The following is a 23,166-nucleotide window of genomic DNA, read 5'->3' on the forward strand; positions in this document are numbered from 1 at the left end:
CGTTTAAATTAATCTAGAAATTAACTACCAACTAAAAAGGATTATCAATGAAAGTTTTAGTTTGTATCAGTAATGTGCCCGACACAACCACTAAGGTTAAATTTACTGACAATAACACCAAATTCGACGCAAATGGTGTTCAATGGGTTATAAACCCATGGGATGAGCTGGCGCTAACACGTGCGCTGGAACTGAAAGATAACTCAGCATCTGGAGTACAGAGTGTTACTGTTGCTCACGTTGGTCCTGCAACTGCCGAGCCAACAATTCGTAAGGCATTGGCCATTGGTGCCGATAGCGCAATTAGGGTTAATCTTGAGCCAACCGATGCCTATCAGGTGGCAGCGCAGATTGCCGAGGTGGTAAAGACCGAAGGCTTTGACGTTGTGCTTTGCGGTATAGAATCAAGCGATTTTAACGGCTCTACCGTAGGAAGTATGATTGCCGAATTTCTTGATTATCCTTCAGTTTCTGCCGTATCTGGATTAAACTTCGAGAATGGCCAATCGGTAATAACCCGCGAGATTGATGGTGGCAAGGAAACAGTTTCGGTTCCATCGCCATTTGTTGCTGTGGTGCAAAAAGGTATCGCAAAGGAGCCTCGTATTGCTGCTATGCGTGGTATTATGCAAGCCCGAACCAAGCCTATTAAGGTTGTTGAGCCTTCAGCTATTGATGCCTTAACAGAAGTTGTGAGTTTTGAACCACCACAACCACGCGCAAAATGTGTGTTTATTGATGCCGAAAACCCTGCCGAGCTTGTTGCAAAGCTACAGAACGAGGCTAAAGTAATCTAAACCTTATTGTTAATCCGAATAAATCACAAGATATGTCAGTATTAGTTTTCACTGAAAATTGGGACGGAAAATTCAAAAAGCTCTCTTTCGAGCTTGTTTCCTACGCCAGTAAAGTTGCCGAAATGCTTGGCACCACTGCAACAGCCCTTTCAATTGGTAATGTTGCCGACGATGAGCTAACCAAGCTTGGTAATTACGGTGCAAAAAAAATTATTAACCTAAATAACGACGCCTTAAAAACACTCGATAGCCAGGCGTACACCGCTGCTATTGCTGAGATGGCTCAGAAAGAGGATGCTAAGGTTATTGTTGTGGCCAACAACAATATGGGTAAATCAATTGCACCTCGCTTGTCGGTAAGGCTAAAAGCTGCTATTGGATCGGGTGTTAGCAAGCTACCCGTTAGCACCGAGCCATTTGTTGTTTACAAAAGAGCATACTCGGGTAATTCTTTTGCCAATGTTGCCCTAAAAACTGAGGTTAAAATCCTTACCCTCATGCAGAACTCTTTCGATATTGTTGAAACTTCAAATGAGGCAACCATTGAGGCTGGCTCTGTAAGTATCGATGGTGCAATGGTTAAAACTCAGGTTAAAGATGTGCAGAAGCAAACAGGTAAGCTGCTGCTAACCGATGCCGAGATTGTAGTGTCAGGAGGGCGTGGAATGAAATCGCCCGATAATTGGGCTCCCCTTCAGGAGCTGGCTGACCTGCTTGGAGCAGCTACAGCTTGCTCGCGCCCTGTTTCCGATGAGGGATGGCGCCCACACGAGGAGCACACTGGCCAAACCGGTAAAATTGTTGCACCTAACCTATACTTTGCCATTGGTATCTCCGGAGCTACGCAGCACTTGGCTGGCGTTAGCGCATCAAAATACATTGTTGCCATTAATACCGATAAGGATGCACCTATCTTTGAGGCTGCTCAGTACGGTATAGTAGGCGATGCTGCCAAGGTTCTTCCTAAGCTGGTTGAAGCGGTTAAGGAAGCGAAAGCAAAGTAGATGAAATTATGAATTTTGAATGTAAAATGTAGAATGTAGAACCTGCCTGCCGCAGGCAGGTGATGAAGTTTTCTGCTGATTATCTTTAGTCCTTGAGTGAGCGGGATTCAATATTGGCATAAGTTAATTATGGTTGAAAATTCAAGAACATACAACTTAGAGGCAAGGTTAATTTCTTTTGCTGTTCAAGTTCTCGAAATATCAGAAATGCTTCCAAGAACATTTGCTGGCAACCATATTTCAGGTCAAATTATTAGGAGTGGCACTTCGCCTGCATTAAATTATGGCGAAGCACAAGCAGCAGAGTCAACCAAAGATTTCATCCACAAAATGGGAATTGTTTTAAAAGAACTTCGCGAAACAAGCATTAGCCTGAGAATAATAATTCAAAAACCATTAGTTGCTAATATTGACGAGGTTCAAAAGTGCCTGAATGAATGTAATGAGCTTATTGCAATTTTTGCAACAAGTATCAAAACAGCTAAAGCCAAAAGCATTAAGAAACAGTAACCTTTAAAGTATATCATTCATCATTTATTATTTTTACATTTTACATTCAGAATTCTACATTCAATAAAGTTTTCAACATAAATTATTAGTATGATTAACCAACTACTCTTTGCCATTGCGCTGCTCATCACCCTGGGGGTATTTGCGTTTACTGCTTGGCGCTACATTAAGCTGTTTAAGCTTACAAAACCCGATTTCCCTGTTCGCGATTTTGGCAAGCGCATTGGCCTTATGATGAAGGTGGCCATTGGCCAAACCAAAATGTTCCGCAGGCCCATTCTTGGGTTTATTCATGCTCTGGTATTCTGGGGCTTCTTGGTGATTCTTGTGGGAAGCATCGAGATGGTAATAGACGGGCTTTCTGGCATAGAGCGCTCGCTCAACGTAATGGGCTGGTTTTACAATTTCCTAATGGCTACCGGCGACATCTTTGCCCTTATAATTGCCATAGCAATTATTATCTTCCTATCGCGTCGACTGTTTATGCACGTTAAGCGTTTCGAGGGGATTGAAATGAAGCATATCTCGCATATCGATGCCAACGTTGCGCTTACCATCATCTTTTTACTAATGGTTTCGCTGCTGGGAATGAATGCCGCTTACGTTGCGCATAGCTCAGCAGTTAATGCCGATACTCATGGGGTTTTCCCAGTGAGCGAGTATATTGCATTAGCATTTGGTAGCCTTAGCGTTGAGTCAATGCACCTATACCATGAAATATTCTGGTGGTCGCACATCTTGCTAATCTTTGTGTTTGCCAACATCCTGCCTTACTCTAAGCACTTCCATGTGTTCATGTCGGTGCCAAACGTTTTCCTCTCCAGATTAGAGCCGCTAGGCAAATTACCTAATATGGATAGTGTTACCCGCGAGGTGAAGCTGATGATGGATCCCGAAACAGCTTTTGCAGCTGCTCCTGCCGATGCACCGGTTGAGCGTTTTGGCGTGCTCGATGCCGAGGATGCCTCTTGGAAAAACTATTTTGATGCGTTGGCCTGTACTGAGTGCGGAAGGTGTACTGCGGTATGCCCAGCCAATATCACAGGCAAGAAACTATCGCCCCGAAAAGTTATGATGGATTTAAGGGCAAGGATGAAGGAGAAGCGTGATGGATTGCTCAAGCAGGGCAAGGAGTACAGCGATGGCAAGTCGTTAGTTCGCGATTATATCAGCGAGGAGGAGTTATGGGCATGTACTACATGCAATGCGTGTGCTCAGGAGTGCCCAATAAATATCGACCACCCCAAGTTTATTGTTGATATGCGCCGTTACCTGGTAATGGAGGAGGGTTCAGCGCCTGGCGAGCTAAAAGCAACCTTTAGTAATATCGAGAATAATGGTGCGCCTTGGCAATACTCCCCAGAGGATAGGCTTGTTTGGGCAGAGGATCTGGAGATGAATAAGGTATAAACTTTTGCATTCACTCAGAGAATGTAAAATGCTAAATTTAGAATGTAAAAGTTAAGAATTAATCATATGGAAACAGTAAAAATTCAAGTACCAGTAATGGCAGACCTTTTTGCCAAGGGCGAAAAGCCAGAGTATCTTTTCTGGGTTGGCTGCGCTGGTGCATACGACGATAGGTACAAGAAGGTAGCCAGAGCTTTTGCAAAAATTCTTACACACCTAAATATCAGCTATGCTGTGCTTGGTAAGGAGGAGAGTTGCACTGGCGATCCCGCTCGTAGGGCAGGTAACGAAATGCTTTACCAAATGCAGGCCATGCAGAATATCGAGCTATTTAAGATGTACGAGGTGAAGAAAATTATCGCCATTTGCCCTCACTGCTACAATATCTTTAAAAATGAGTACCCCGACTTGGGCGGTAGCTACGAGGTGATAAGCTACGTTGAGTTTCTCGATAAGCTAATGGATAACGGTACGCTAAAGGTTGATATCAGCAGGTTTGCTAACGACCGCATCACCTTTCATGACCCTTGCTACCTTGGGCGTGCCAACGGTATTTACGACGAACCGCGCAGAATTCTCAAAGCGCTTACAACAAACCTTATCGAGATGGGTAGGAATAAGAGCTTTGCGCTTTGCTGTGGTGCTGGCGGTGGGCAGATGTTTAAGGAGGCCGAAAAGGGTGACAAGGAGGTGTTTATTGAGCGCACCGAGGATGCCCTTAAAACCGAACCGCAGATTATTGCCACATCGTGTCCATTCTGTATGACCATGATGACCGATGGCATTAAGTACAAGAACAAAGAGGAAGAAATTAAAAACTACGATATTGCCGAGCTAATTGCAATATCGTTGGGTTTGTAAACAAATAAGCTAACTATAACCTTATAAACACATGGAAACTGTTAATCTGAAAAGCGGCGAATTTCTTGTAAAAGATGTTGATGCCAAGGATATATTTATCCCCGAGGAGTTTAATGAGGAGCAACGTATGATTGCTCAAACCTGTCGCGATTTTATGGAGGCCGAGGTTTTTCCTAATCTCGAGAAAATTGATAAGGGCGACAGAGAGCTTATGAAAAGTATCCTACATAAAGCAGGTGAACTGGGTATGCTAGGTATTGCTGTTCCCGAGGAGTACAATGGCTTTGGACAAGATTTTGTAACACAAATGCTTGTTGCTGAAACCACTGGGGCTGGTTACTCATTCTCAGTTGCCTATATGTGCCATTGTGGTATTGGTACTATGCCCATTATGTACTACGGTAACGAGGAGCAGCGTCAGAATTATGTTTCGAGGCTTGCCACTGGCGAACTAATTGGTGCATACTGTTTAACCGAGCCAGGCGCAGGAAGCGATGCCAACTCGGGTAAAACAACTGCAACCCTTAGCGAGGATGGAAAGCATTACATCCTCAACGGACAAAAGATGTGGATAACCAATGGTGGCTTCTGCGATACTCAAGTTGTATTTGCCAAAATTGATAACGACCGTATCCTAAGTGCATTCATCGTTGAGAGCGATTGGCCTGGCGTAGTTATTGGCCCCGATGAGCACAAGATGGGAATCAAGGGTTCGTCAACCACTCAAATATACTACAACGATGTAAAGGTACCAGTTGAGAATATGATTGGTGCCCGTGGCGAAGGTTTCCGTATTGCCCTTAGCATACTGCATATGGGCCGTATGAAGTTGGGGGCTAACGTAATTGGCGCAGCCAAGCAAACCATTACCGATGCAGTGCGCTATGCCAACGAGCGTAAGCAGTTCAACACCCTGATTTCGAACTTCGGTGCCATTAAGCATAAATTGGCACAGATGGCCATTAAAACCTTTGCTCACGAATCTGCAATTTACCGTGTTAGTAAGGATGTTGAGATCTTAATCAACAAGTATAAATCCGAAGGTTGCGACCAAGGCCGTGCTGCCATTGATGGCATTAGCCACTATGCAGTTGAGGATGCCATACTTAAGGTTTGGGGTTCGGAGATGCTCGACTACGTTGTAGACGAAGGTGTTCAAATTCACGGTGGTATGGGTTACTCTGCCGAGATGAACATTGATCGTGGCTACCGCGACTCTCGAATCAATAGAATATTTGAAGGCACCAATGAGATTAACCGCCTATTGGTAGTTGAGGCTGCAACGAAGCGTGCCATGAAGGGTGAGTATAACCTGTTTGAATTGGCCGAGGAGCTGCATAATAACCTAGATACCATAACCGACGGCGCTAAGAATGGCGAATCCTATTTTGAGCAAAAGCGTAGGTACATGCAGAACTTCAAGAAAGCCATAATGCTCACTATTCAAAGTGCTACTCAAGCACTTGGCAAGAAGTATATGCAGGAGCAGGAGGTGGTTAACAACCTGTCTAACATGATTATGGAACTTTACGAGGCAGAATCGATGGCCCTTAGGGTTGAAAAGCTGGAAGGTTTGAACGGAACCAAGGAGATTTACCGCGATATGCTCGATGTGTTTGTATACGATACAGCAAGCTTGCTTCGTAAGAATGCAAAGGATGCCATATACTCAAGCATTGAGGATGTAAACGAGGCCGAGAAGCTGGTTAAGGCTGTAAAAACGCTTACTCGTGTCGAAGGGGTAAACGTTATGAAGGCTCGTAGGAATATCGCCAATTTGATGATTGAGGAGAACGAGTATAAGTTTTAGCTCATGTACCTTAGATATTAAAAAGCCAGCGCACTTCAATGTGCGCTGGCTTTTTTTATTGCGTTGCTTGCTGCAGTTGGCTAGAACTTGTAGGATATACCCAGTCCAAAAATCTCTTTAAACTGTACCCTTGGGTACGACTCCTCAACGCCATCAACCTCCTTGGCAATTTTAATCTTATCGTCGTAAATAAGGTGGGTGTTGAAATTAACATTAAGGAATTTGTTAATTTTTAGTGATATCAGGTTTTCCCAGTTAACTACAATATTCTGCGGATTCTCTAGATAGTTAGAGAAAAGGTCGAGCTTAGAGGTTATCGAAACGTTTTTAAGGAACTCGCTGTCAAAGTCGTTTTTCGTGAAGATAAACCGAACGTATCCACCAAACTCGCTAAAACTTTTATCTCCGGGATCAACACCAAAAGCACCAGAGTTTGACAGCTCATCATCCATAACAAAGGTAACCTTGCCTGTAACTGGAGCAGCAAAAACACTTAGGTAGCTCGATGGCTTGTAGTCCATACCAATAGCCATAATAATGTATGCTGGTGCAAAGGCATCGGATATCCTGCTCTTGGTACCATCGGCTTTGTAGTTGTAACCAGCCGTCATTTGCGATTTGAAGTTGAATAGCCCTGCATAGTAAAGATTTTTATAGGCCTCGCGACCAAATTTCGATAGGAGGTCAATTTTGTCGTCAGTCTTTTTGTAGTCCGAGCCCTCACCTTGGTTCAATACTCCATAGCCAATATCCAAGGAGTTGTCCCAGGTGGTTTTTCCCTTCTTGTAATTAGCAAAAACGCTGAAGATACCATTCACTGCAAAGGAGTTCTCTCCACCGGCAGCCCAATTAATTAAAGCGGTTTGTGCTACATTAAATCCAACAATACCTCCTGTTTTCCATCCAGGTATTGAATCGGTAGATTGTTCTTTAAGGGTCGATTCTGGTTCGGTTACCTGTCCGTAAACCGCTCCTGCTATAATCATTACAGGAATTACAAGTAGTGGTTTCCAATATCTTTTCATCCTATTTTGCTTGTTAAGTTTGTTGGTTCCTATATCTAAAGGTATGATTTTTTTTTCATGATGAAAAAAACCATAATTAATGTTACTTCAATTATCCCTATAGGACAACGCTTACTCGAATTTGGGAGATGGGCGAAATGCGTTATCCATTCATTATTGACCTAGAACAACTATCATAAGTTTTGGTCCACAGTCCTTAAAATAGCACAGCATGCTTGTAATTTTGAAATAACTTGAGATAATGTAGGGGCCTTCTTGCGCAATTCAAACCCACATCTGTGAGAATTTTACTATTTTTGTCAACATAAATTAATATAATTATTTGGAGCATCGCTTGATGAACGAACGACTTATTCTAATCGAAGGAATCGACCCACTTGCCTTGTACGGAGTGAACAACTCAATTTTTAACCTAATCTCGTCACATTTTCCTAAGCTCAAGATAATTGCCCGTGGCGACGAGCTAAAGGTGCTGGGAGAGGAGAGCGAAATTCAAGTACTTGAGGATAAACTCAACAAAATAATTGACTTTTCCCGTAGGTATAATCGCATAAGCGAGGATGTTGTAAAGGACTTTCTAAACGAAACTGATGATACCATCTCTCAGGCTGAGGAGAATTTTGGGGACGCATTGGTTTATGGGAACAATGGAAGGGTTATTAAAGCGCGTACTGTTAATCAGCGAATGCTGGTTGATAAGTACCTTGATCATGATTTGCTTTTTGCCATTGGCCCAGCTGGATCGGGAAAAACCTATACTGCCATTGCTTTAGCTGTAAGGGCGTTGAAAAACAAGGAGGTGAAGCGGATTATCCTAACCCGCCCCGCTGTGGAGGCAGGCGAGCGCTTGGGCTTTTTGCCTGGCGATTTGAAGGAGAAGCTCGATCCCTACCTACAGCCCCTGTATGATGCGCTTAACGATATGATACCTGCCCGTAAGCTCAACGACTATATGGAGGAGGGTACGGTACAAATTGCACCCCTTGCTTATATGCGTGGCCGAACGCTCGATAATGCCTTTGTTATTCTTGATGAGGCACAGAATACCAGCATGAGCCAAATGAAGATGTTTCTTACCCGAATGGGTAATAACGCAAAGTTTATAGTTACTGGCGATGTTACCCAAATTGACCTGCCTCGCAGGGAAGACTCAGGCTTGGTTCCTACCCTCAAATTGCTTCAAGACATACCAGGGCTCGCTATTGTGCATTTCGACTCAAGGGATATCATTCGTCATAAGCTGGTGAAGTACATTGTACACGCTTTTGATAAGCTCACAAAGAATACAGAAGAAAATAGTAATCAAAACAAATAAATGGCTATGAACAAGGCAGTTGTAAATTCGAACTTCAAGTTTCCTGAGCAAACCAACGTTTACCATGGCAAGGTTCGCGATGTTTACACATTGGCTACCGATGTGCTGGTTATGATTGTTTCCGATCGAATATCGGCTTTTGATGTGGTGCTACCTAAGGGTATTCCGTACAAAGGGCAAGTACTAAATCAGATTGCATCAAGGTTTCTGGATGCAACCAGTCACATTGTGCCCAACTGGAAGATTGACACCCCCGACCCAATGGTAACCATTGGCCATAGGTGCGAGCCTTTTCCTGTGGAGATGATCATCCGTGGATACCTTACCGGCAGCTCATGGCGTGAGTACAAAAAGGGTGCTCGTGAAATTTGCGGAGTCCCAATCCCCGACGGAATGCGCGAGCACGAGGCGTTTCCCACGCCAATTATAACCCCAACTACCAAGGCAGAGCAGGGTGCGCATGACGAGAACATCTCTCGCGAGGAAATTCTTGCTCAGGGGATGGTTTCCGAAGAGGATTACGTAAAGCTCGAGGAGTACACGCTGAAGCTGTTTGAGCATGGCCAGAAAATGGCGAATGAGCGTGGGCTTATCCTTGTGGATACTAAGTATGAGTTTGGCAAGAAGGATGGCCAAATCTACCTAATTGATGAGGTGCATACTCCTGACTCATCACGTTACTTCTACCTCGATGGTTACCAAGAGCGTTTCGATAAGGGTGAGCCTCAGCGTCAGCTATCAAAGGAGTTTGTACGTGAGTGGCTGATGGAGAATGGCTTCATGGGCAATCCGGGGCAACAGGTACCCGAAATGACCGATGAGATTGTGAGCGGCATTAGTGAACGTTACATTGAGCTATATGAGCATATTATAGGCGAGAAGTTTGATAGAGCCTCCACTGATGATATTGAAAGGCGTATCGAGGATAATGTGCTAAACTCTTTACGTAGGAACATGCTATTGGTATAGGCTCTGCTCTTTAAATAAATCAGTTCAATGAGAATACTCAACATTTCTATAGCCCTACTATTGCTCCTTCTTACCGCATGCCATTCAACTAAAAAGGAGGGCGGTAGTGAGGTAGATTCTTCTGCCAGCTGGCAGTACCTGTCGCAAGAGCAGCTAGTTCAGCTGGGTATTCTTGTTAATGATTCAGCAATTATTTACAACAATAAGGTTGATGGTGTAGGAAGCCTCGATTTGGTTATTATGGATAGGGACTATATGGGCAATATGGCATTAACCCAACAGACTAGCCTCCCTTTTTATCCCCGATACATCACCACATTGGATACAATTCAAAGAACTATATATATGCTCTCTGGTAATGAGGCGCATAGCGAGGAGGAAGCACATCGATGGGAATCGTTCGGGAGCCTTGTACCTGTGATTGTTGAGCAAAAGCATGGTGAGAACCAGTTTGGCGAAACGCTTATCTTTTGGATGACTAAGACGCCTGAGCTGGAGAAATTATTAAAGCAATTGTAGCCACATAGAGCTGAAAACAGAAGGGCTTGGAGATTCTCCAAGCCCTTTTGTTCCTTGCTATTTACAGCATCTTCAAATGCTTATCGATTGTAAGTACTGTCTCTGGATCCGAAGGACGAGTTGCTGGGTACTCTATAATTTTCCCTTCACCATCAATAAGAACAAAGGTTGGCACACCATATACCTGGTACTGCTGAGCTGCATCAGAAAGCCACGCCTTTTCGGCATGCAGCTGGTAGCCTCCCAGCTCCTGGTCTTTCACCATTTTTTCCCAAGCAGCCTTGTCGTCATCTATCGATATGGCAATAATGGCAATGGGTTTCCCCTTGTATGCTTCCTTAAGCTTTTTCAGATGGGGTATTTCTCTGCGACAAGGGCCACACCAAGATGCCCAAAAGTCGAGGTAAACCAGTTGGCCTCTAAAATCGCTTAGCGAGTATTCCTTACCATCGATGCTTGTTAGGGTAAACCCAGGTGCTGGTTGTCCGGGTGCTAGCAGCATTCGCTTGGCCAGGGCCTTCTCAACCAGCTGCCTGTAATCGGCTGTTTGTGCATTTGCAATGAAATGCTCAGCTACATTTTTGGCAACCTCTAGGCTCGACCACTTAACAGCCTCCGATGTGGAGTTGAACTTAAAGAAATCTTGCATAGTTTGGTTGAGCACAATGCTGTCAATCATATCAAAGCGCATAAGGGTTTGCTCAAATACCGATTTCCCTTTATGCTGGTCTTTGCTAACTTCAGCATAGTATAGCCTGTTGATATGATTCTCAATAAGCGATGTGTACTCGCTTATGGAAAAATGCTTGATGTTGGCAAAATCAACCTCTTCGATGAATTTATAATCATCCTCATTGGCGGTAAATTCCTCACCCAAAATCCTAGCGTTGTACTCAGGGTAGTTGTATTTCCAGCTGGCAAAAAGATAATTGACACGTGCCTTTTCAAGCGAAGTAAAGATTTTATCTGTATTCTCGATGCTTTCAATTAGAGTGCTAGTAAGGGTGTTTAGAGAGTCTATTGTATTTAAGAACTCCTCCTTAGAGAGCGTGAATAGATCCCTAAAATCTCTACCTACGTTATTAACTGTTTGGTTTACCTCAAAAAGCGTGTTGTTTTGTTGGACTAGAGAACCCCCTTTAAAGGGATTGTCCGAAGCGTTACTAATATCTACCACAAACTCAATATCACCTCCGGGATTTAAGTAGAGCGAATTGTTTATTCTACCTGCTCTAAATCGATAGTAGCTGGGGCCACTTAGCATGATAGTTTGCGAGAAAGAACCATCTTCTCCTAACCAAATGGTGTCGGTTATGCCCTTGCCTATGAGTAGGGCAAAATCGTTATCAAGATTTAATACCTGACCACTTATTTTCGATTCTTTCTGGTCGGTTGTACCGCACGATGCTAGCATAATTAGTGCGAGTGTAATAAACAGTAAATTCCTCATAAATTTATTCTTTTTGGTTTGTGCGCAAATTAGCCAAATATTCTTAAAACAGTAATGGCTAAATAATAATTTTCTGATGTTTTTAGCCTGTAAAGGTGATTTTAAACCGATACCAGTTTCCCAATATCAACATACCAAATATAGCCTTCAACCTTTTGGTAGCCCATATCATTAAGCAGAGCCATATATTGCAGCACCTGCTTTGCATAGCTTGGCATTTCGCCTCCAAACTTAAAATCCACCACAATGGTGTTGGTTGGGCTAGCCATAACCCTGTCGGGGCGGTAGCTATGGCCATTGGGTGTTAGTATCGATTTTTCATTTTTCACATCCCAACCCCCCGAGAACCAGCTTGCAAAGGGTTGCTGGCTGAGTGTTTCTGTAATCTTTAGTTTTAAGGTCTGGGATGTTTCATTATCAATTATACCATCAACTAAAGCCCTATGTAAAGCATTGTCAATATCATCTTTGCTTTGGATGTTTGAGAACAGCTCATGCATAACCTTGCCATGCTCCATTGGCGCTAGGCGCTCGTTGGGCTCCGACATGAAGAACTCCTCCGACTCAAACTTCAGCTTTATACCGCTAAAGCTATTACCAACAGGGTAGGTGTCAATTATCCATTGGTTTTGTTCCCGATCATTGGTTTGCTGATGGAATGGCTCTACTAACTTCTTGCCTGTAAAGTAGGTTCTTAACTCGCTGTCTTCAACTGATGCATTTTGCAGTATATCGATTTTAGGCACTATGCTGCGAATAAGTTTTGATGTGGAGTTTATGCTATCGGGGGTATTCTCCATCTCACTTTTTGTTAGTGGAACATACACGTATAGCTCCTTTTCGGGTCTAGTAAAGGCAACGTAAAGCAGGTTAATGTTATCCACTATTTCTTTCATCTCTTCCTCAAGCGCATCGAGAGCAAATAAACTTTTCGACGCTTTCCCCGATGCCTGAACAGGGTACTTGGGTAGCAGATCGAACGGTTCTTGGGTGGAGCTTACCCATAGCAGGGGTTGGTATGCTTTCCCTCGGAAGTCCCACCCAGCGTAGGGTACCAAAACTACAGGAAACTGTAGCCCTTTCGACTTGTGAATGGTAAGTATAGACACCGCGTTGTTGCTCCCAGGAACTGAGAGCGATAGCCCTTCGCCGTGCTCATCCCACCATTGTAAAAATCTATTTACATCGCTACCACCCTTGCTGCCTTGGGCAGCAATATTCTCATGCAGCTCGGCTAAATGTGCCAGCTCGCCCTTTACGGAAAACAAATTGTAGCGTTGGGCAATTGCCTCAAAAACCTCTTGCAGCGGACGGGTATTAAGGGAACTTAACCAGTCGGCCTCGGCATTGGTAACTTCAGTTGTAAAATGTGTATGCCAGCTCGTGCTATCTGTAATGTTAAGAGTAGCCAACTCCTTGGCCAGTACCCTTTTTGCAATGGCGTTCGAGGGGTCTTGTACTAACCTTAAGGCGGCTAGGGTAAGCCTAACCACCAGCGAGGTTTTTAGCTGTAACCCTTCCTGGCTTACAAAGGCAATTTGCTTTGTTTGGTTGGGTTCGGCTCGGTTATGCTCTAGAAGCATGCTGGCAATTCTTTGCCCATCGCTTTTGGTACGCACCAAAATGGCGATATCGCTAAGTTTATATCTATTTTGTAGATCATTAATAAGTTTAGGTATATGGTGCGATAGGGTTTCGTCGCGGTCGCTATTCTTTTTGTACTCAAAAAGGTTAAACTCCACGTAGCCCAACTTTTCGTTCGATGTCTCATTAGCCTTCTGCTCCACATCGGAGTAGGCCTTGTTAACCTGTTCCTTTAGGGTAGCTATAACTTCTGAATTGCTTGGCTCGCTAGCCTTTGCCTCGAGCTGTTGGATGGCAACATCCTTTGCTTGAGAAAAGAAGCTGTTGTTGAAATCAATTATGCTTTTTTGGCTTCGCCAGTTGGTTTTTAGGGCAATTTCGTTGGTTCCATAGTGTGCAAAATCGTTGGCCACTCCGCTAGCCAGTATGCTCCAATCGCCATTTCTCCATCTATATATCGATTGCTTAACATCGCCCACAATCATGCTGAAAAAATCCTGAGATAAACTATTCTCAATGAGTGGACGGAAGTTGTGCCATTGCACCTCCGAGGTATCTTGGAACTCATCAATCATATACATATCGTACCTTGTGCCCACCTTTTCGTACACAAAGGGAGCATCCCATTCCTTCACAAATTCCTTTAGCAGATGTCCGCTATCGCTAAGCAGTAAAAATCCTTCTTCACGCGATAACTCTCTAACCTTAGTCCATAGGTCGCCAATAAGTGCTAGGTTCTCAAGGTTCTTTAAGATAAGTTTGGCCGATATGTACTCAGCATTTCTGTGGTTAACTAGCTCTGCAATTTTTACTAGCGATGGGTGCAAAACCTCGTGAATTACGTTGCCAAGTGGATCAAATTCTACCTTGTTTTGGTAGGTCGACTTACTTACCCAGTCCTGGCCAGTTGTATCGTTCATCGCTTTCTGCACTCTTTGTCCATCGGGGAGAGGTAGCTCATCGGCACTGCTATCGATCTGTGCTATTTTTCTGAAGTACCCCATTACTCCATTAAATCCATAGGTAAACGACTCCGGAGCGATGGATCGATTTTTAAGCTCCTCAAACACACTAGTGCCCATGGCTTTAACCTCAGTTAGAGTATCGTTAGTTAACTTACTCAACTTAATTTTAAGCAAGTTCACCCTTTCGCGGTCGGTAAATTTTTCAACATCCTCTTGGCTCATTAGCCTGAATTTCTCTGAAAAGAGTTGCTTACCCAGCTCAACCAGCTTATGGCGCACATCCCAACTTTTGCCCTCGTCGAGTTGGGCATAGCCCATGGCCGTGAGCCATTTGAGCAGCTCATCAATGGTGGCTGCCGAATCGAGTAGGTTATCGGCTGCATGTTCCAGCACCGGAACGTTATCGAGTTCAATATCAACACCTCCCTGCTCGCCAATCTCCCATAGAAGTGCCTGAATTACCCTTTGCACAAAGCTGTCGATGGTACTTATAGAAAAGCGACTATAGTCATGCAGAATGAGCGAAAGCGATTGCTGTGCCCTGGTTCTTAGCTCCGTATTATTAAGTCCTATTTCCTTTGCAGCCTCGGAGCCAATGCCCGATTGCTCACCTTTGGAGATGTTGAAAAGTTCGTTAAGAATACGCCCCTTCATCTCGGCGGTAGCCTTATTGGTAAAAGTAACGGCAAGAATCGACTTGTAGCTCTCGGGGTTTTTAACTAGCTGCTTTATGTATTCGGCAGCAAGCCTGTAAGTTTTACCCGAACCCGCAGAGGCCTTATAAACAATTAGTTTGGACATATTGATGCTGATCAGATCTTGGAATCATAAAGGTAGCAATTTGCAACGATTATTAGGGGTTGATATGTTTGCCTTTTATAATTTTTGAGCGTAATTTTAAATGTTATATTTGCCGCTAAACAGAATATGCTATGATTGTCGATAGGTTAAATGTGGCCATAGTTCAGGCCAACTTGCTGTGGGAGCAGACTCAGGGTAATATGCAGCGCTTAGCTAGTTTGCTCGACACAATAGAGGGAAAACCTCATATTGTAGTGCTTCCCGAGATGTTTACCACGGGTTTCTCGATGAATGCCGAGAGTTTGGCCGAAGAGCCAATGGGCAATACTTTTAAGTGGATGGCTCATGAGGCCAAGAGCAGAGGATATGCCATTTGCGGAAGCTATATCGTTACCGAGAAAGGTAAATATTATAACCGCTTTCATTTTGTTACTCCCCAGGGAGAATACTACCACTACGATAAGCGACATCTGTTTACCTTTGCCAACGAGAACCTAAAGTACACACCAGGTAAAGAAAGGCTTGTGTTTGAATACCTTGGTTGGAGAATTTTACCCCAAATTTGTTACGATGTTCGTTTCCCAGTTTGGAGTAGAAGCAGGAACGATTACGATTTGATGATAAATGTGGCGAATTTTCCAGGAGCACGTCGTGATATTTGGACTACGCTGGTTAGGGCTAGAGCCATTGAGAACCAGTGCTTCATGGTCGCATCAAACCGGGTAGGAACCGATGGGCTGGGCATTTACTACACGGGCGACAGCCTATTGATTGGCTCAGCGGGGCAAATAGTTGCTGATATTTTACCAGGTGCCGAAGGGGTTGTTCAGGGCGAGTTCTGCTTATCGGAGCTTAAGGCATTTCGCAAGAGTTTTCCAGTTCTCAATGATGCCGATGGCTTTGCCCTTAACAAAGTTGATTAAATATTTATAAGCTAAGCTACTTTTTGAGCACTTTTATAGTGCAAATCATTTACATTTGATTTTACTTTGCAGCTTATTTTTGGACAATAGAAAACTATGAACATTATTATTGCCGGAGCGGGAGAGGTGGGAACACACCTTGCCAAAATGCTGTCGATTGAATATCATGATATTGTTGTGATTGACCCCGATACGCAGAAGCTAGCTCAACTCTCATCCAGTGCCGATTTGCTTGTGGTTGAGGGCTCTGCTACTACCATATCGGGCCTAAAGGAGGCCAACGTAAAAAAGGCCGATTTATTCATTGCCGTAACTAGCTCCGAAAACGCCAATATCCTTAGCGCAACCCTAGCCAAAAAGCTAGGTGCCAAGAAGGTAATTGCACGAATAGACAATAATGAGTACCTGCTTCCCAACAACAAGGAGCTGTTTCTTAATCTTGGTGTCGACTCGTTGATCTATCCCGAGAAATTAGCTGCCAAGGAGGTGATTAGTCTTTTAGGGCACACCAGCTCTACGGAGTTTGTCGATTTTTCGGGAGGAAAGCTCTCGCTAGCCGTATTTAGGCTCGAGGAGGACGCCCCGGTGATTGACCAAACCCTAATGCAAACCATTAAGGATAATAAGGATTTAGAATTTAGGGCAGTTGCTATTACCCGCGAGGGCGAAACAATTATCCCACGTGGAAGCGACCAGTTTAAGGTGAACGATTTGGTTTACGTTATAACCAATAAAAGTGGTGTGCAGGAGATGCTTGAGTACTCGGGCAAGAAAAACATCGAAGTGCATAACCTTATGATTATTGGTGGCGGACGCATAGGCATTCGTATTGCCAACGACCTTGAAAAGGAAGTTAACATTAAGCTAATTGAGCAGGATAGAGACAAAAGCGTAAAGCTTGCAAATTTTTTCAAGAATGCGCTAGTTATTAATGGCGATGGTCGCGATACCGAGCTGCTTATGCAGGAAGGATTAACCTATATGGATGCCTTTATTGCGGTTACGGGCAATTCCGAAACCAATATCCTAACCTGCCTGGCTGCAAAGCGAATGGGGGTGAAGAAGACCATTGCCGAGGTTGAGAATCTCGACTACATTAAGCTGGCCGAGAGTATGGGAATTGATACGGTGATTAACAAGAAACTTATTACAGCAAGCCGAATATTCAGGTATACCATGAGCACCGAGGTGTCGGCCATAAAATGCCTTACCGGAACCGATGCTGAGGTTTTAGAGTTTATTGTTAAGCCCAATTCCCTGGTGACCCGAGGTAAGATCAAGGATATTAACTTTCCCAAGGATGCCATTATTGGTGGGGTGGTAACGGGCGATTCGAGCCATATTGCCAAAGGCATTACAGAGATAAAAGCCTACGATAGAGTGGTGGTATTTGCCTTGCCTTCAGCCATTAACAAGGTTGGGAAGTTCTTCAATTAGGGATATAAAAAGTGGGTAGGCTACTTACATCGCACCGCTACAACCGCCTACCCTTGCTACCTTCCGATCCTGGGGGAGTTCAGCAGGAGCTGGTCGTGTAAGACCTACCCAGGCCACAAAGATAGCAACATCTTTATAACTCTTCAAACCTTTTTGGGCATTTTTTATTTTTTCTAATATCTTTGTTTCATCATTAACGCGTTGTACCAACTATTAACCTACACATATTAATTAAGTTATGGAAGAAAAGAAAGTCAATACTTTAAGAAGCGCTATGACCTATGGCCTTATGCTGGCATTGGTGCTTATTGTTATACACCTTGTACAGTACCTTATGGATGTATACAAGCCCCCAATGTGGGTCAATATTTTAACCTATGCAGTAATTGTGGGTGGCATTGTTTACGGTACTATTCGCTTTCGCGATGATGAACTGGGTGGATATATTTCTTATGGCAAAGCCTTAGGTTTCGGGGTGCTGTTAAGCCTTTTCGCATCGATTGTTTACGGCTTCTACAACTACTTGCTTACTGCAGTAATTGACCCCAGCTACATGGAGGGGGTTTACCGAATGCTTGAGGAAACATACCTTGAAATGGGAATGGATTACGATCAGGTTGAAACCATGATGGAAACCGTTAAAAAGTTTCAAACGCCACTTATGATGGTATTTTCATCGGTTTTTGGCTTTACATTCATGGGAACAGTATTCAGTCTAATCACTTCAATCTTTCTGAAGAAAGAGGAGCCTCTTTTCGAAACCGAGGAGTAACATTTTTTATTGATGGATATTTCTGTTGTAGTTCCCCTTTTTAACGAGGAAGAATCGCTTCCTGAGTTGGTAGACTGGATAAACCGTGTGATGACCAAGCATGGTTTCTCATTTGAAGTTGTACTGGTAGATGATGGCAGCAACGATTCGAGCTGGAGTGTAATTAAAGATCTTAAAGGAAAGTTTCCCTTTATCCACGGAATAAAATTTCGGCGCAACTATGGTAAATCAGCTGCCTTGCATACCGGATTTCAGGTAGTTAAGGGCGATGTGGTTATAACTATGGATGCCGATCTTCAGGATAGCCCCGAGGAGATTCCCGAACTTTACAGGATGATTAAAGAGGAGGGCTTTCACTTGGTTTCGGGTTGGAAAAAAAAGCGTTACGACCCCATCTCCAAAACAATCCCCAGCAAGCTTTTCAACCGAACTGTTAGAATTTTTACCGGTATTAAGCTCCATGATTTTAACTGTGGCCTTAAAGCCTACAAGCGCGAGGTGGTGAAAAGCATTGAGATTTTTGGCGAGATGCACCGATATATTCCCGTGCTGGCCAAGCAGGCCGGATTTAAAAGGATAGGGGAGAAGGTGGTGCAGCATCAGGAGCGTAAGTATGGCGTTACCAAGTTTGGGCTCGAACGCTTTGTGAACGGTTTCCTCGATCTGTTTACAGTAATTTTCGTAAGCCGATTTGGGAAAAAGCCCATGCACCTGTTTGGAACGCTCGGTTCCCTTATGTTTCTTATTGGCGGTGGTATGTCAATTTGGATAGTGGCAAGTAAACTTTACGCCCAGTTCCATCGACTTCCTTACCGAATGGTTACCGATCAGCCTTTGTTTTACATTGCCCTTGTAATGGCAATAATTGGAGTTCAACTTTTTATGACTGGCTTTTTGGGCGAATTGGTTTCGCGCAGCTCAGTCGATAGAAATCATTATCTAATCGAAGAGGATATAGAATAGCTCTCCCTAGACACAAAGCGTAAACGCCAACCATAGCAATGGGTTGGCGTTTTTTTTGTAACGCAGCCGAACTCAAACGTTTGCGACAAATTTAATTTGCTGCTGCTGCTGTATAGCATAAAAATCACTTTTTTCTTATACATTTAACGTGCTTATCATCGTTACGTATCAATTAACTAATTTTTCGAACCATGGCTAATGTACAGAAATCAAAGGGCGTAATAGCAATTCTAACCGGTGGTGGTGATGTGCCAGGCTTGAATCCGGCAATTAGAGCGGTAACCATTCGTGCACTTCGCGAGGGCTATAGGGTGGTAGGTATTCGACGGGGCTGGGCGGGTATGATTGAAATTATCCGCGATAAAGAGGCCGATAACAGCCATTGCTACGAGTGGCTTACCGAGGAAAGGGTGAATCGTTCGTTCCGAACTGGAGGTACATTTCTGCATACTTCTCGTACTAACCCTTCAAAAGTAGCAAAGGATAGGGTGCCTAAGCATCTTCAGGAGAAGTACAATAAGGATATCAACGACCTTACACCCGAGGTGATAAAGAATTTGGATTTTCTTGGCATCGACTATCTTATTCCAATTGGTGGCGACGATACCCTAAGCTATGGCGTGAGGCTTTATCAGGAGGGCGAAAAGGTGATTGCCATTCCCAAAACAATGGATAATGATGTGCCCGGAACAGACTATTGCATCGGCTTTAGTACTTGCATTACCCGTACCATTGCCATGACCGATATCCTCCGAACATCGGCAGGTTCGCATGAGCGAATACTTGTGATGGAGGTGTTTGGCCGCTATGCTGGCTTTACGGCTATGCTTCCAACTATGGCAGGTGTGGCTAATCGCTGCGTAATTCCTGAGCATAAGTTTGATATTGAGTTGCTTACACAGCTACTGGTTGAGGATAGGCTCAAAAATCCAAGTCGCTACTCATCGGTAATGATTAGCGAAGGTGCCATGTTCAAAGGTATGGACAAGATGGTATTTGAGGGGACAGAGCTGGATGCCTTTGGCCATGCAAAGTTGGGTGGAATTGGTGATATAATATCGCAGAAAATTAAGGAGTTGAGCCCTAAGTTTAACAAGGGTAAAACGGTGAATACCATAAACCAAAAGCTGGGATATTTAGTGCGTGGTGGTGAACCCGATGCCATCGACTCCATTGTGCCAATGGCATTTGGGAACCTGGCCCTCGACCTTATCCTCAAGGGTGTACATGGCCGACTAATTGTGCTCAAGAATGGCCGCTACGACAATATGCCAATTGATGTGGTTACCAGCCAAAAAAAGGTTGTAAATGTTGATAAGCATTACAACATTGAGAGACTAAGACCATACTATCAGAAGTTTGAAATGTTACCGCTGTTCATAATGACCAGCGAGTAGAGTATACAGGGGTGGCCATGACCACCCCTCTTTTTTACCCTTGCGCTATGCTATACAGTGTACTCGATATCTTCTTTATGGTTTTACATTCATCCCTAATACTTTTTAACCTTTTAGGGTGGGTATGGAAACCAACCCGTAGGGCAAATCTTATAACCCTTTTGCTTACTGGTTTTTCATGGATTGGACTAGGAATGATATATGGCCTAGGGTATTGTCCACTTACCGATTGGCATTGGAGTGTCCTTGTTGAGCTTGGTCAGCCACCCCAAACCCCATCGTATGTTGCATACCTCTTTAAACGTATTCTAAATGTTGAAATAAGCAACAAATTGGCCGACTTGCTAACCCTATACTCATACCTAGCAGCACTTATTCTTTCGTTGATATTTAACTTTTGGCACAGAATCAAGAAGTTACCAAGCTAGAAGAACCACCGGTATGCCAATGAAATGTTCCTGCCCGGCATTGGGAAGTTCCGATCCTCAATTCGTGACAAATGATCGCGATACCTTTGGTTTAGTAGGTTATCAACCCTTAATATCAACACGTGGCGTCCATATTTCGATAGACGATATCCGGCCGATAGGCCAACAATCGTATAGCCATCGGTTTCTTCCTCATCGGGAGCAACTCTATCCTGCTTTGCAGCCGATACCATGTTGGCACCTATCCATCCCGCTTTAAAGTCGTACTCCACACTAGCAGTAATTCTAAAAGGAGGTATAAATGGCAGATATTCCTTTCCGTTGGTTATACGCCTTCCATCAACAAAGTCGGAGCCAAGTCCAATCTCAAAACCATTGAATGGTCTCAACTTGGCAGAAAGTTCAGCACCCATAAGGCTGGCTTCGTCGCCAGAGTATTGAAAGATTGGATAGCCCGATTCGGGATCAAAATTCCCTGTGGGCTCAAAAATGATGTAATTTCTGAATACATTTACAAAGCTGGCAAGCTCAACATCAATAATTTCGCTTGTCCAACGTATAAAGAAATCGCCTCCTTGTCCTATCTCATCTTTTAGGTTTATATTGCCAATCTCATATACCCCAGCACCTAGATGAACGCCATTGGCATAAAGTTCCTCTACGGAGGGGTTGCGGTGTGAGCGAGCAAATTGTCCGCCAACCTCAAGCCCATCGATAGGGCGATGGTTAAACCCTAGCGAACCTGTGTAGTTTAGTGCATTCCGCTTACCGTTTGCAAATGGAGTATTGTCGCTAAAAATGGCGCTGGTATGCTGAAAATCGATGCGCAAACCGGCTTGTAACCGCATTTTATTTGAAAGTGGAATTTCCTGAAAAGTGAAAACACCAAGGTTAACCCTTACCTCACCAGGGGTATAGGCATCCTCGCCTCTAACATCCATATTATGAGCATGCAGGTTTACTCCCACCGCACCTCGATCGAAAAAGCCAAATGGTTTGTGCTGCAGAGTGGTTGTTGAGCTGAGCGAGTACTTTTCGTACTCAAGCTCTACCTCATCGTCTCTATCCTCATCTATCCATTCGTATTCAACTTCCTGTTGGAACATACGCGAGGTGTTAAATCTTAGCTGAGCCTTATCGAAAAAGCCCTTGCGCTCAATGTTCATACGCCCTTGCAAGGCCAGGCGCTGCATCTGAATTTCTACACCCTCCTCAGGAATTTCAATATGTTCGGGAATTTCGTAAACCTGATTGGCAAGCGAAAAGCTTAAACCTCCGCTCTTGTTCTTCGATTTAAATCCATACCCAGCGGCGGCATCCAAATTACTCATCGATGTTCCGTGGATAACTCCATCGGGAGTGGTTATATCCGATGACTGCCTGTAGGCAACACGGCCAGTGGCGGCCCAGGTTTCATCTCCATAGGTGTAACGACCAAATCCAGCCCCCATAGTATTCATTGTAGCACCCTGAAGCGAGAACACACCGCGAGAGCCTTCGTCCCAACGGTCAGGAATATCGGTTGTCATGATGTTGATTACTCCTCCTAAAGCACTTGAACCGTAAAGCAGGCTGGCAGGGCCACGGATTACTTCAACTCTACTGGCGGCTAGTGGATCTAAAGCAATGGAGTGGTCGGCTGATGTTTCGGATATATCGCCCATACGCTCTCCGTTCTCAAGAACAAGAATCCGGTCGCCGTCCATACCTCGTATCACAGGTCGGGCAGGGGTTGATCCCATAGATCGCATGGCTACTCCGGGCGAGTTATTAAGCATTTCGCCAAACGATATTTCGGAGCGTTTCTGTAGCTCCTCGCCCATGTAGCTCATGTCGGGTTGGTAACGAAACCCACTGGCTGTTGGCGATGAGGTGATAACTATGGCATCGAGGTTAATGTCGGTTGGTACAACCTCAACATCAATCTCTATAGTTTGTTTGGCTTGAATTGAAAAGTCGATTGCCTTAGTTTCGAAACCCATACCGGTAACAATTAGGGTGTGCTCGCCTATGGGAATATTGGTGAGTATGTAGTGTCCCGAAGCATCGGTGATAGTCCCAATTCGGGAATCCTTTACCAAAACGTTTATAAATGGTATATGTTCGCCATCGGCAGTGCTAATGATATGGCCAAATATATTGGCATCGGTTTTGGTTTGACCCAAACTATTTAGGTATGCAATGGATAGCATTGCAATAATGGTTATTTTTCTCATAAAGATTTGC

Annotated in this window: 19 protein-coding genes and 1 other RNA gene; 15 read left to right on the forward strand and 5 right to left on the reverse strand. The window is 44.0% G+C overall.

The window, feature by feature from the left end; genetic code table 11:
- Window positions 1–47 precede the first annotated feature (47 nt).
- The 6 genes from G8O23_RS05690 (at window position 48) to G8O23_RS05715 (ending at window position 6,392) form a co-directional block, all read left to right on the forward strand.
- Window positions 48–797: an electron transfer flavoprotein subunit beta/FixA family protein gene (locus G8O23_RS05690; RefSeq protein ID WP_166362677.1), complete on the forward strand. Its 750-nt coding sequence runs from the start codon at window positions 48–50 to the stop codon at window positions 795–797.
- A gap of 32 nt (window positions 798–829) precedes the next feature.
- Window positions 830–1,801, forward strand: coding sequence for an electron transfer flavoprotein subunit alpha/FixB family protein (locus tag G8O23_RS05695; protein ID WP_166362679.1), 972 nt, complete (start codon window positions 830–832; stop codon window positions 1,799–1,801).
- 129 nt (window positions 1,802–1,930) lie between these two features.
- Window positions 1,931–2,311, forward strand: coding sequence for a four helix bundle protein (locus tag G8O23_RS05700; RefSeq protein WP_166362681.1), 381 nt, complete (start codon window positions 1,931–1,933; stop codon window positions 2,309–2,311).
- A gap of 90 nt (window positions 2,312–2,401) precedes the next feature.
- Window positions 2,402–3,721 (forward strand): 4Fe-4S dicluster domain-containing protein, encoded by a 1,320-nt coding sequence (locus G8O23_RS05705; RefSeq protein WP_166362683.1) that lies wholly within the window; start codon window positions 2,402–2,404, stop codon window positions 3,719–3,721.
- Window positions 3,722–3,787: 66 nt separating this feature from the next.
- Entirely contained in the window at window positions 3,788–4,582 is a 795-nt protein-coding gene (locus G8O23_RS05710; protein WP_166362685.1) for a (Fe-S)-binding protein, read from the forward strand.
- Between the two features lie 31 nt (window positions 4,583–4,613).
- Window positions 4,614–6,392, forward strand: a complete 1,779-nt coding sequence (locus G8O23_RS05715; RefSeq protein ID WP_166362687.1) for an acyl-CoA dehydrogenase family protein — start codon at window positions 4,614–4,616, stop codon at window positions 6,390–6,392.
- A gap of 80 nt (window positions 6,393–6,472) precedes the next feature.
- On the opposite strand, the gene G8O23_RS05720 is transcribed toward G8O23_RS05715, so the two are convergent.
- Entirely contained in the window at window positions 6,473–7,417 is a 945-nt protein-coding gene (locus tag G8O23_RS05720; RefSeq protein ID WP_166362689.1) for a DUF3078 domain-containing protein, read from the reverse strand.
- A 337-nt stretch (window positions 7,418–7,754) separates the two neighbouring features.
- On the opposite strand from G8O23_RS05720, the gene G8O23_RS05725 reads away from it, so the two are divergent.
- Genes G8O23_RS05725 through G8O23_RS05735 form a run of 3 tightly spaced genes read left to right on the forward strand, consistent with a single transcriptional unit; the run spans window position 7,755 to window position 10,220 of the window.
- On the forward strand, window positions 7,755–8,732 hold the full coding sequence (locus G8O23_RS05725; protein ID WP_166362691.1) for a PhoH family protein: 978 nt from the start codon (window positions 7,755–7,757) through the stop codon (window positions 8,730–8,732).
- Window positions 8,733–8,738: 6 nt separating this feature from the next.
- Window positions 8,739–9,701, forward strand: a complete 963-nt coding sequence (locus tag G8O23_RS05730; RefSeq protein WP_166362693.1) for a phosphoribosylaminoimidazolesuccinocarboxamide synthase — start codon at window positions 8,739–8,741, stop codon at window positions 9,699–9,701.
- A gap of 27 nt (window positions 9,702–9,728) precedes the next feature.
- Entirely contained in the window at window positions 9,729–10,220 is a 492-nt protein-coding gene (locus tag G8O23_RS05735; protein WP_166362695.1) for a hypothetical protein, read from the forward strand.
- Window positions 10,221–10,281: 61 nt separating this feature from the next.
- On the opposite strand, the gene G8O23_RS05740 is transcribed toward G8O23_RS05735, so the two are convergent.
- Window positions 10,282–11,670 carry a TlpA family protein disulfide reductase gene (locus tag G8O23_RS05740; RefSeq protein ID WP_166362697.1) on the reverse strand — a complete coding sequence of 463 codons (1,389 nt, stop codon included), beginning with the start codon at window positions 11,668–11,670 and terminating at the stop codon, window positions 10,282–10,284.
- Window positions 11,671–11,771: 101 nt separating this feature from the next.
- Window positions 11,772–15,020, reverse strand: coding sequence for a UvrD-helicase domain-containing protein (locus G8O23_RS05745; RefSeq protein WP_166362699.1), 3,249 nt, complete (start codon window positions 15,018–15,020; stop codon window positions 11,772–11,774).
- A 131-nt stretch (window positions 15,021–15,151) separates the two neighbouring features.
- On the opposite strand from G8O23_RS05745, the gene G8O23_RS05750 reads away from it, so the two are divergent.
- The gene (locus tag G8O23_RS05750; RefSeq protein WP_166362701.1) at window positions 15,152–15,943 is read left to right on the forward strand and encodes an amidohydrolase; all 792 of its coding nucleotides are present in this window, start codon (window positions 15,152–15,154) and stop codon (window positions 15,941–15,943) included.
- A gap of 96 nt (window positions 15,944–16,039) precedes the next feature.
- Window positions 16,040–17,380, forward strand: a complete 1,341-nt coding sequence (gene trkA / locus G8O23_RS05755; RefSeq protein WP_166362703.1) for a Trk system potassium transporter TrkA — start codon at window positions 16,040–16,042, stop codon at window positions 17,378–17,380.
- A 10-nt stretch (window positions 17,381–17,390) separates the two neighbouring features.
- Here the strand turns inward: trkA and ffs are convergent.
- An RNA gene (ffs, locus tag G8O23_RS05760) (signal recognition particle sRNA small type) lies at window positions 17,391–17,490 on the reverse strand.
- Window positions 17,491–17,618: 128 nt separating this feature from the next.
- On the opposite strand from ffs, the gene G8O23_RS05765 reads away from it, so the two are divergent.
- The 4 genes from G8O23_RS05765 (at window position 17,619) to G8O23_RS05780 (ending at window position 20,940) form a co-directional block, all read left to right on the forward strand.
- Window positions 17,619–18,152: a DUF4199 domain-containing protein gene (locus G8O23_RS05765; RefSeq protein ID WP_166362705.1), complete on the forward strand. Its 534-nt coding sequence runs from the start codon at window positions 17,619–17,621 to the stop codon at window positions 18,150–18,152.
- A gap of 12 nt (window positions 18,153–18,164) precedes the next feature.
- Window positions 18,165–19,115: a glycosyltransferase family 2 protein gene (locus tag G8O23_RS05770; RefSeq protein ID WP_166362707.1), complete on the forward strand. Its 951-nt coding sequence runs from the start codon at window positions 18,165–18,167 to the stop codon at window positions 19,113–19,115.
- Between the two features lie 191 nt (window positions 19,116–19,306).
- A complete protein-coding gene (locus G8O23_RS05775; protein WP_166362709.1) occupies window positions 19,307–20,512 on the forward strand; it encodes a 6-phosphofructokinase in 1,206 nt (401 codons plus the stop codon).
- 47 nt (window positions 20,513–20,559) lie between these two features.
- Window positions 20,560–20,940 carry a DUF2784 family protein gene (locus tag G8O23_RS05780; RefSeq protein WP_219932431.1) on the forward strand — a complete coding sequence of 127 codons (381 nt, stop codon included), beginning with the start codon at window positions 20,560–20,562 and terminating at the stop codon, window positions 20,938–20,940.
- Here G8O23_RS05780 and G8O23_RS05785 read toward each other — a convergent pair.
- Window positions 20,937–23,156, reverse strand: coding sequence for a TonB-dependent receptor (locus G8O23_RS05785; protein WP_166362713.1), 2,220 nt, complete (start codon window positions 23,154–23,156; stop codon window positions 20,937–20,939). The genes G8O23_RS05780 and G8O23_RS05785 overlap by 4 nt on opposite strands.
- Window positions 23,157–23,166: the final 10 nt, after the last annotated feature.

Source organism: Perlabentimonas gracilis, from assembly GCF_011174675.1.
In the GTDB taxonomy this organism is placed as follows: domain Bacteria; phylum Bacteroidota; class Bacteroidia; order Bacteroidales; family Tenuifilaceae; genus Perlabentimonas; species Perlabentimonas gracilis.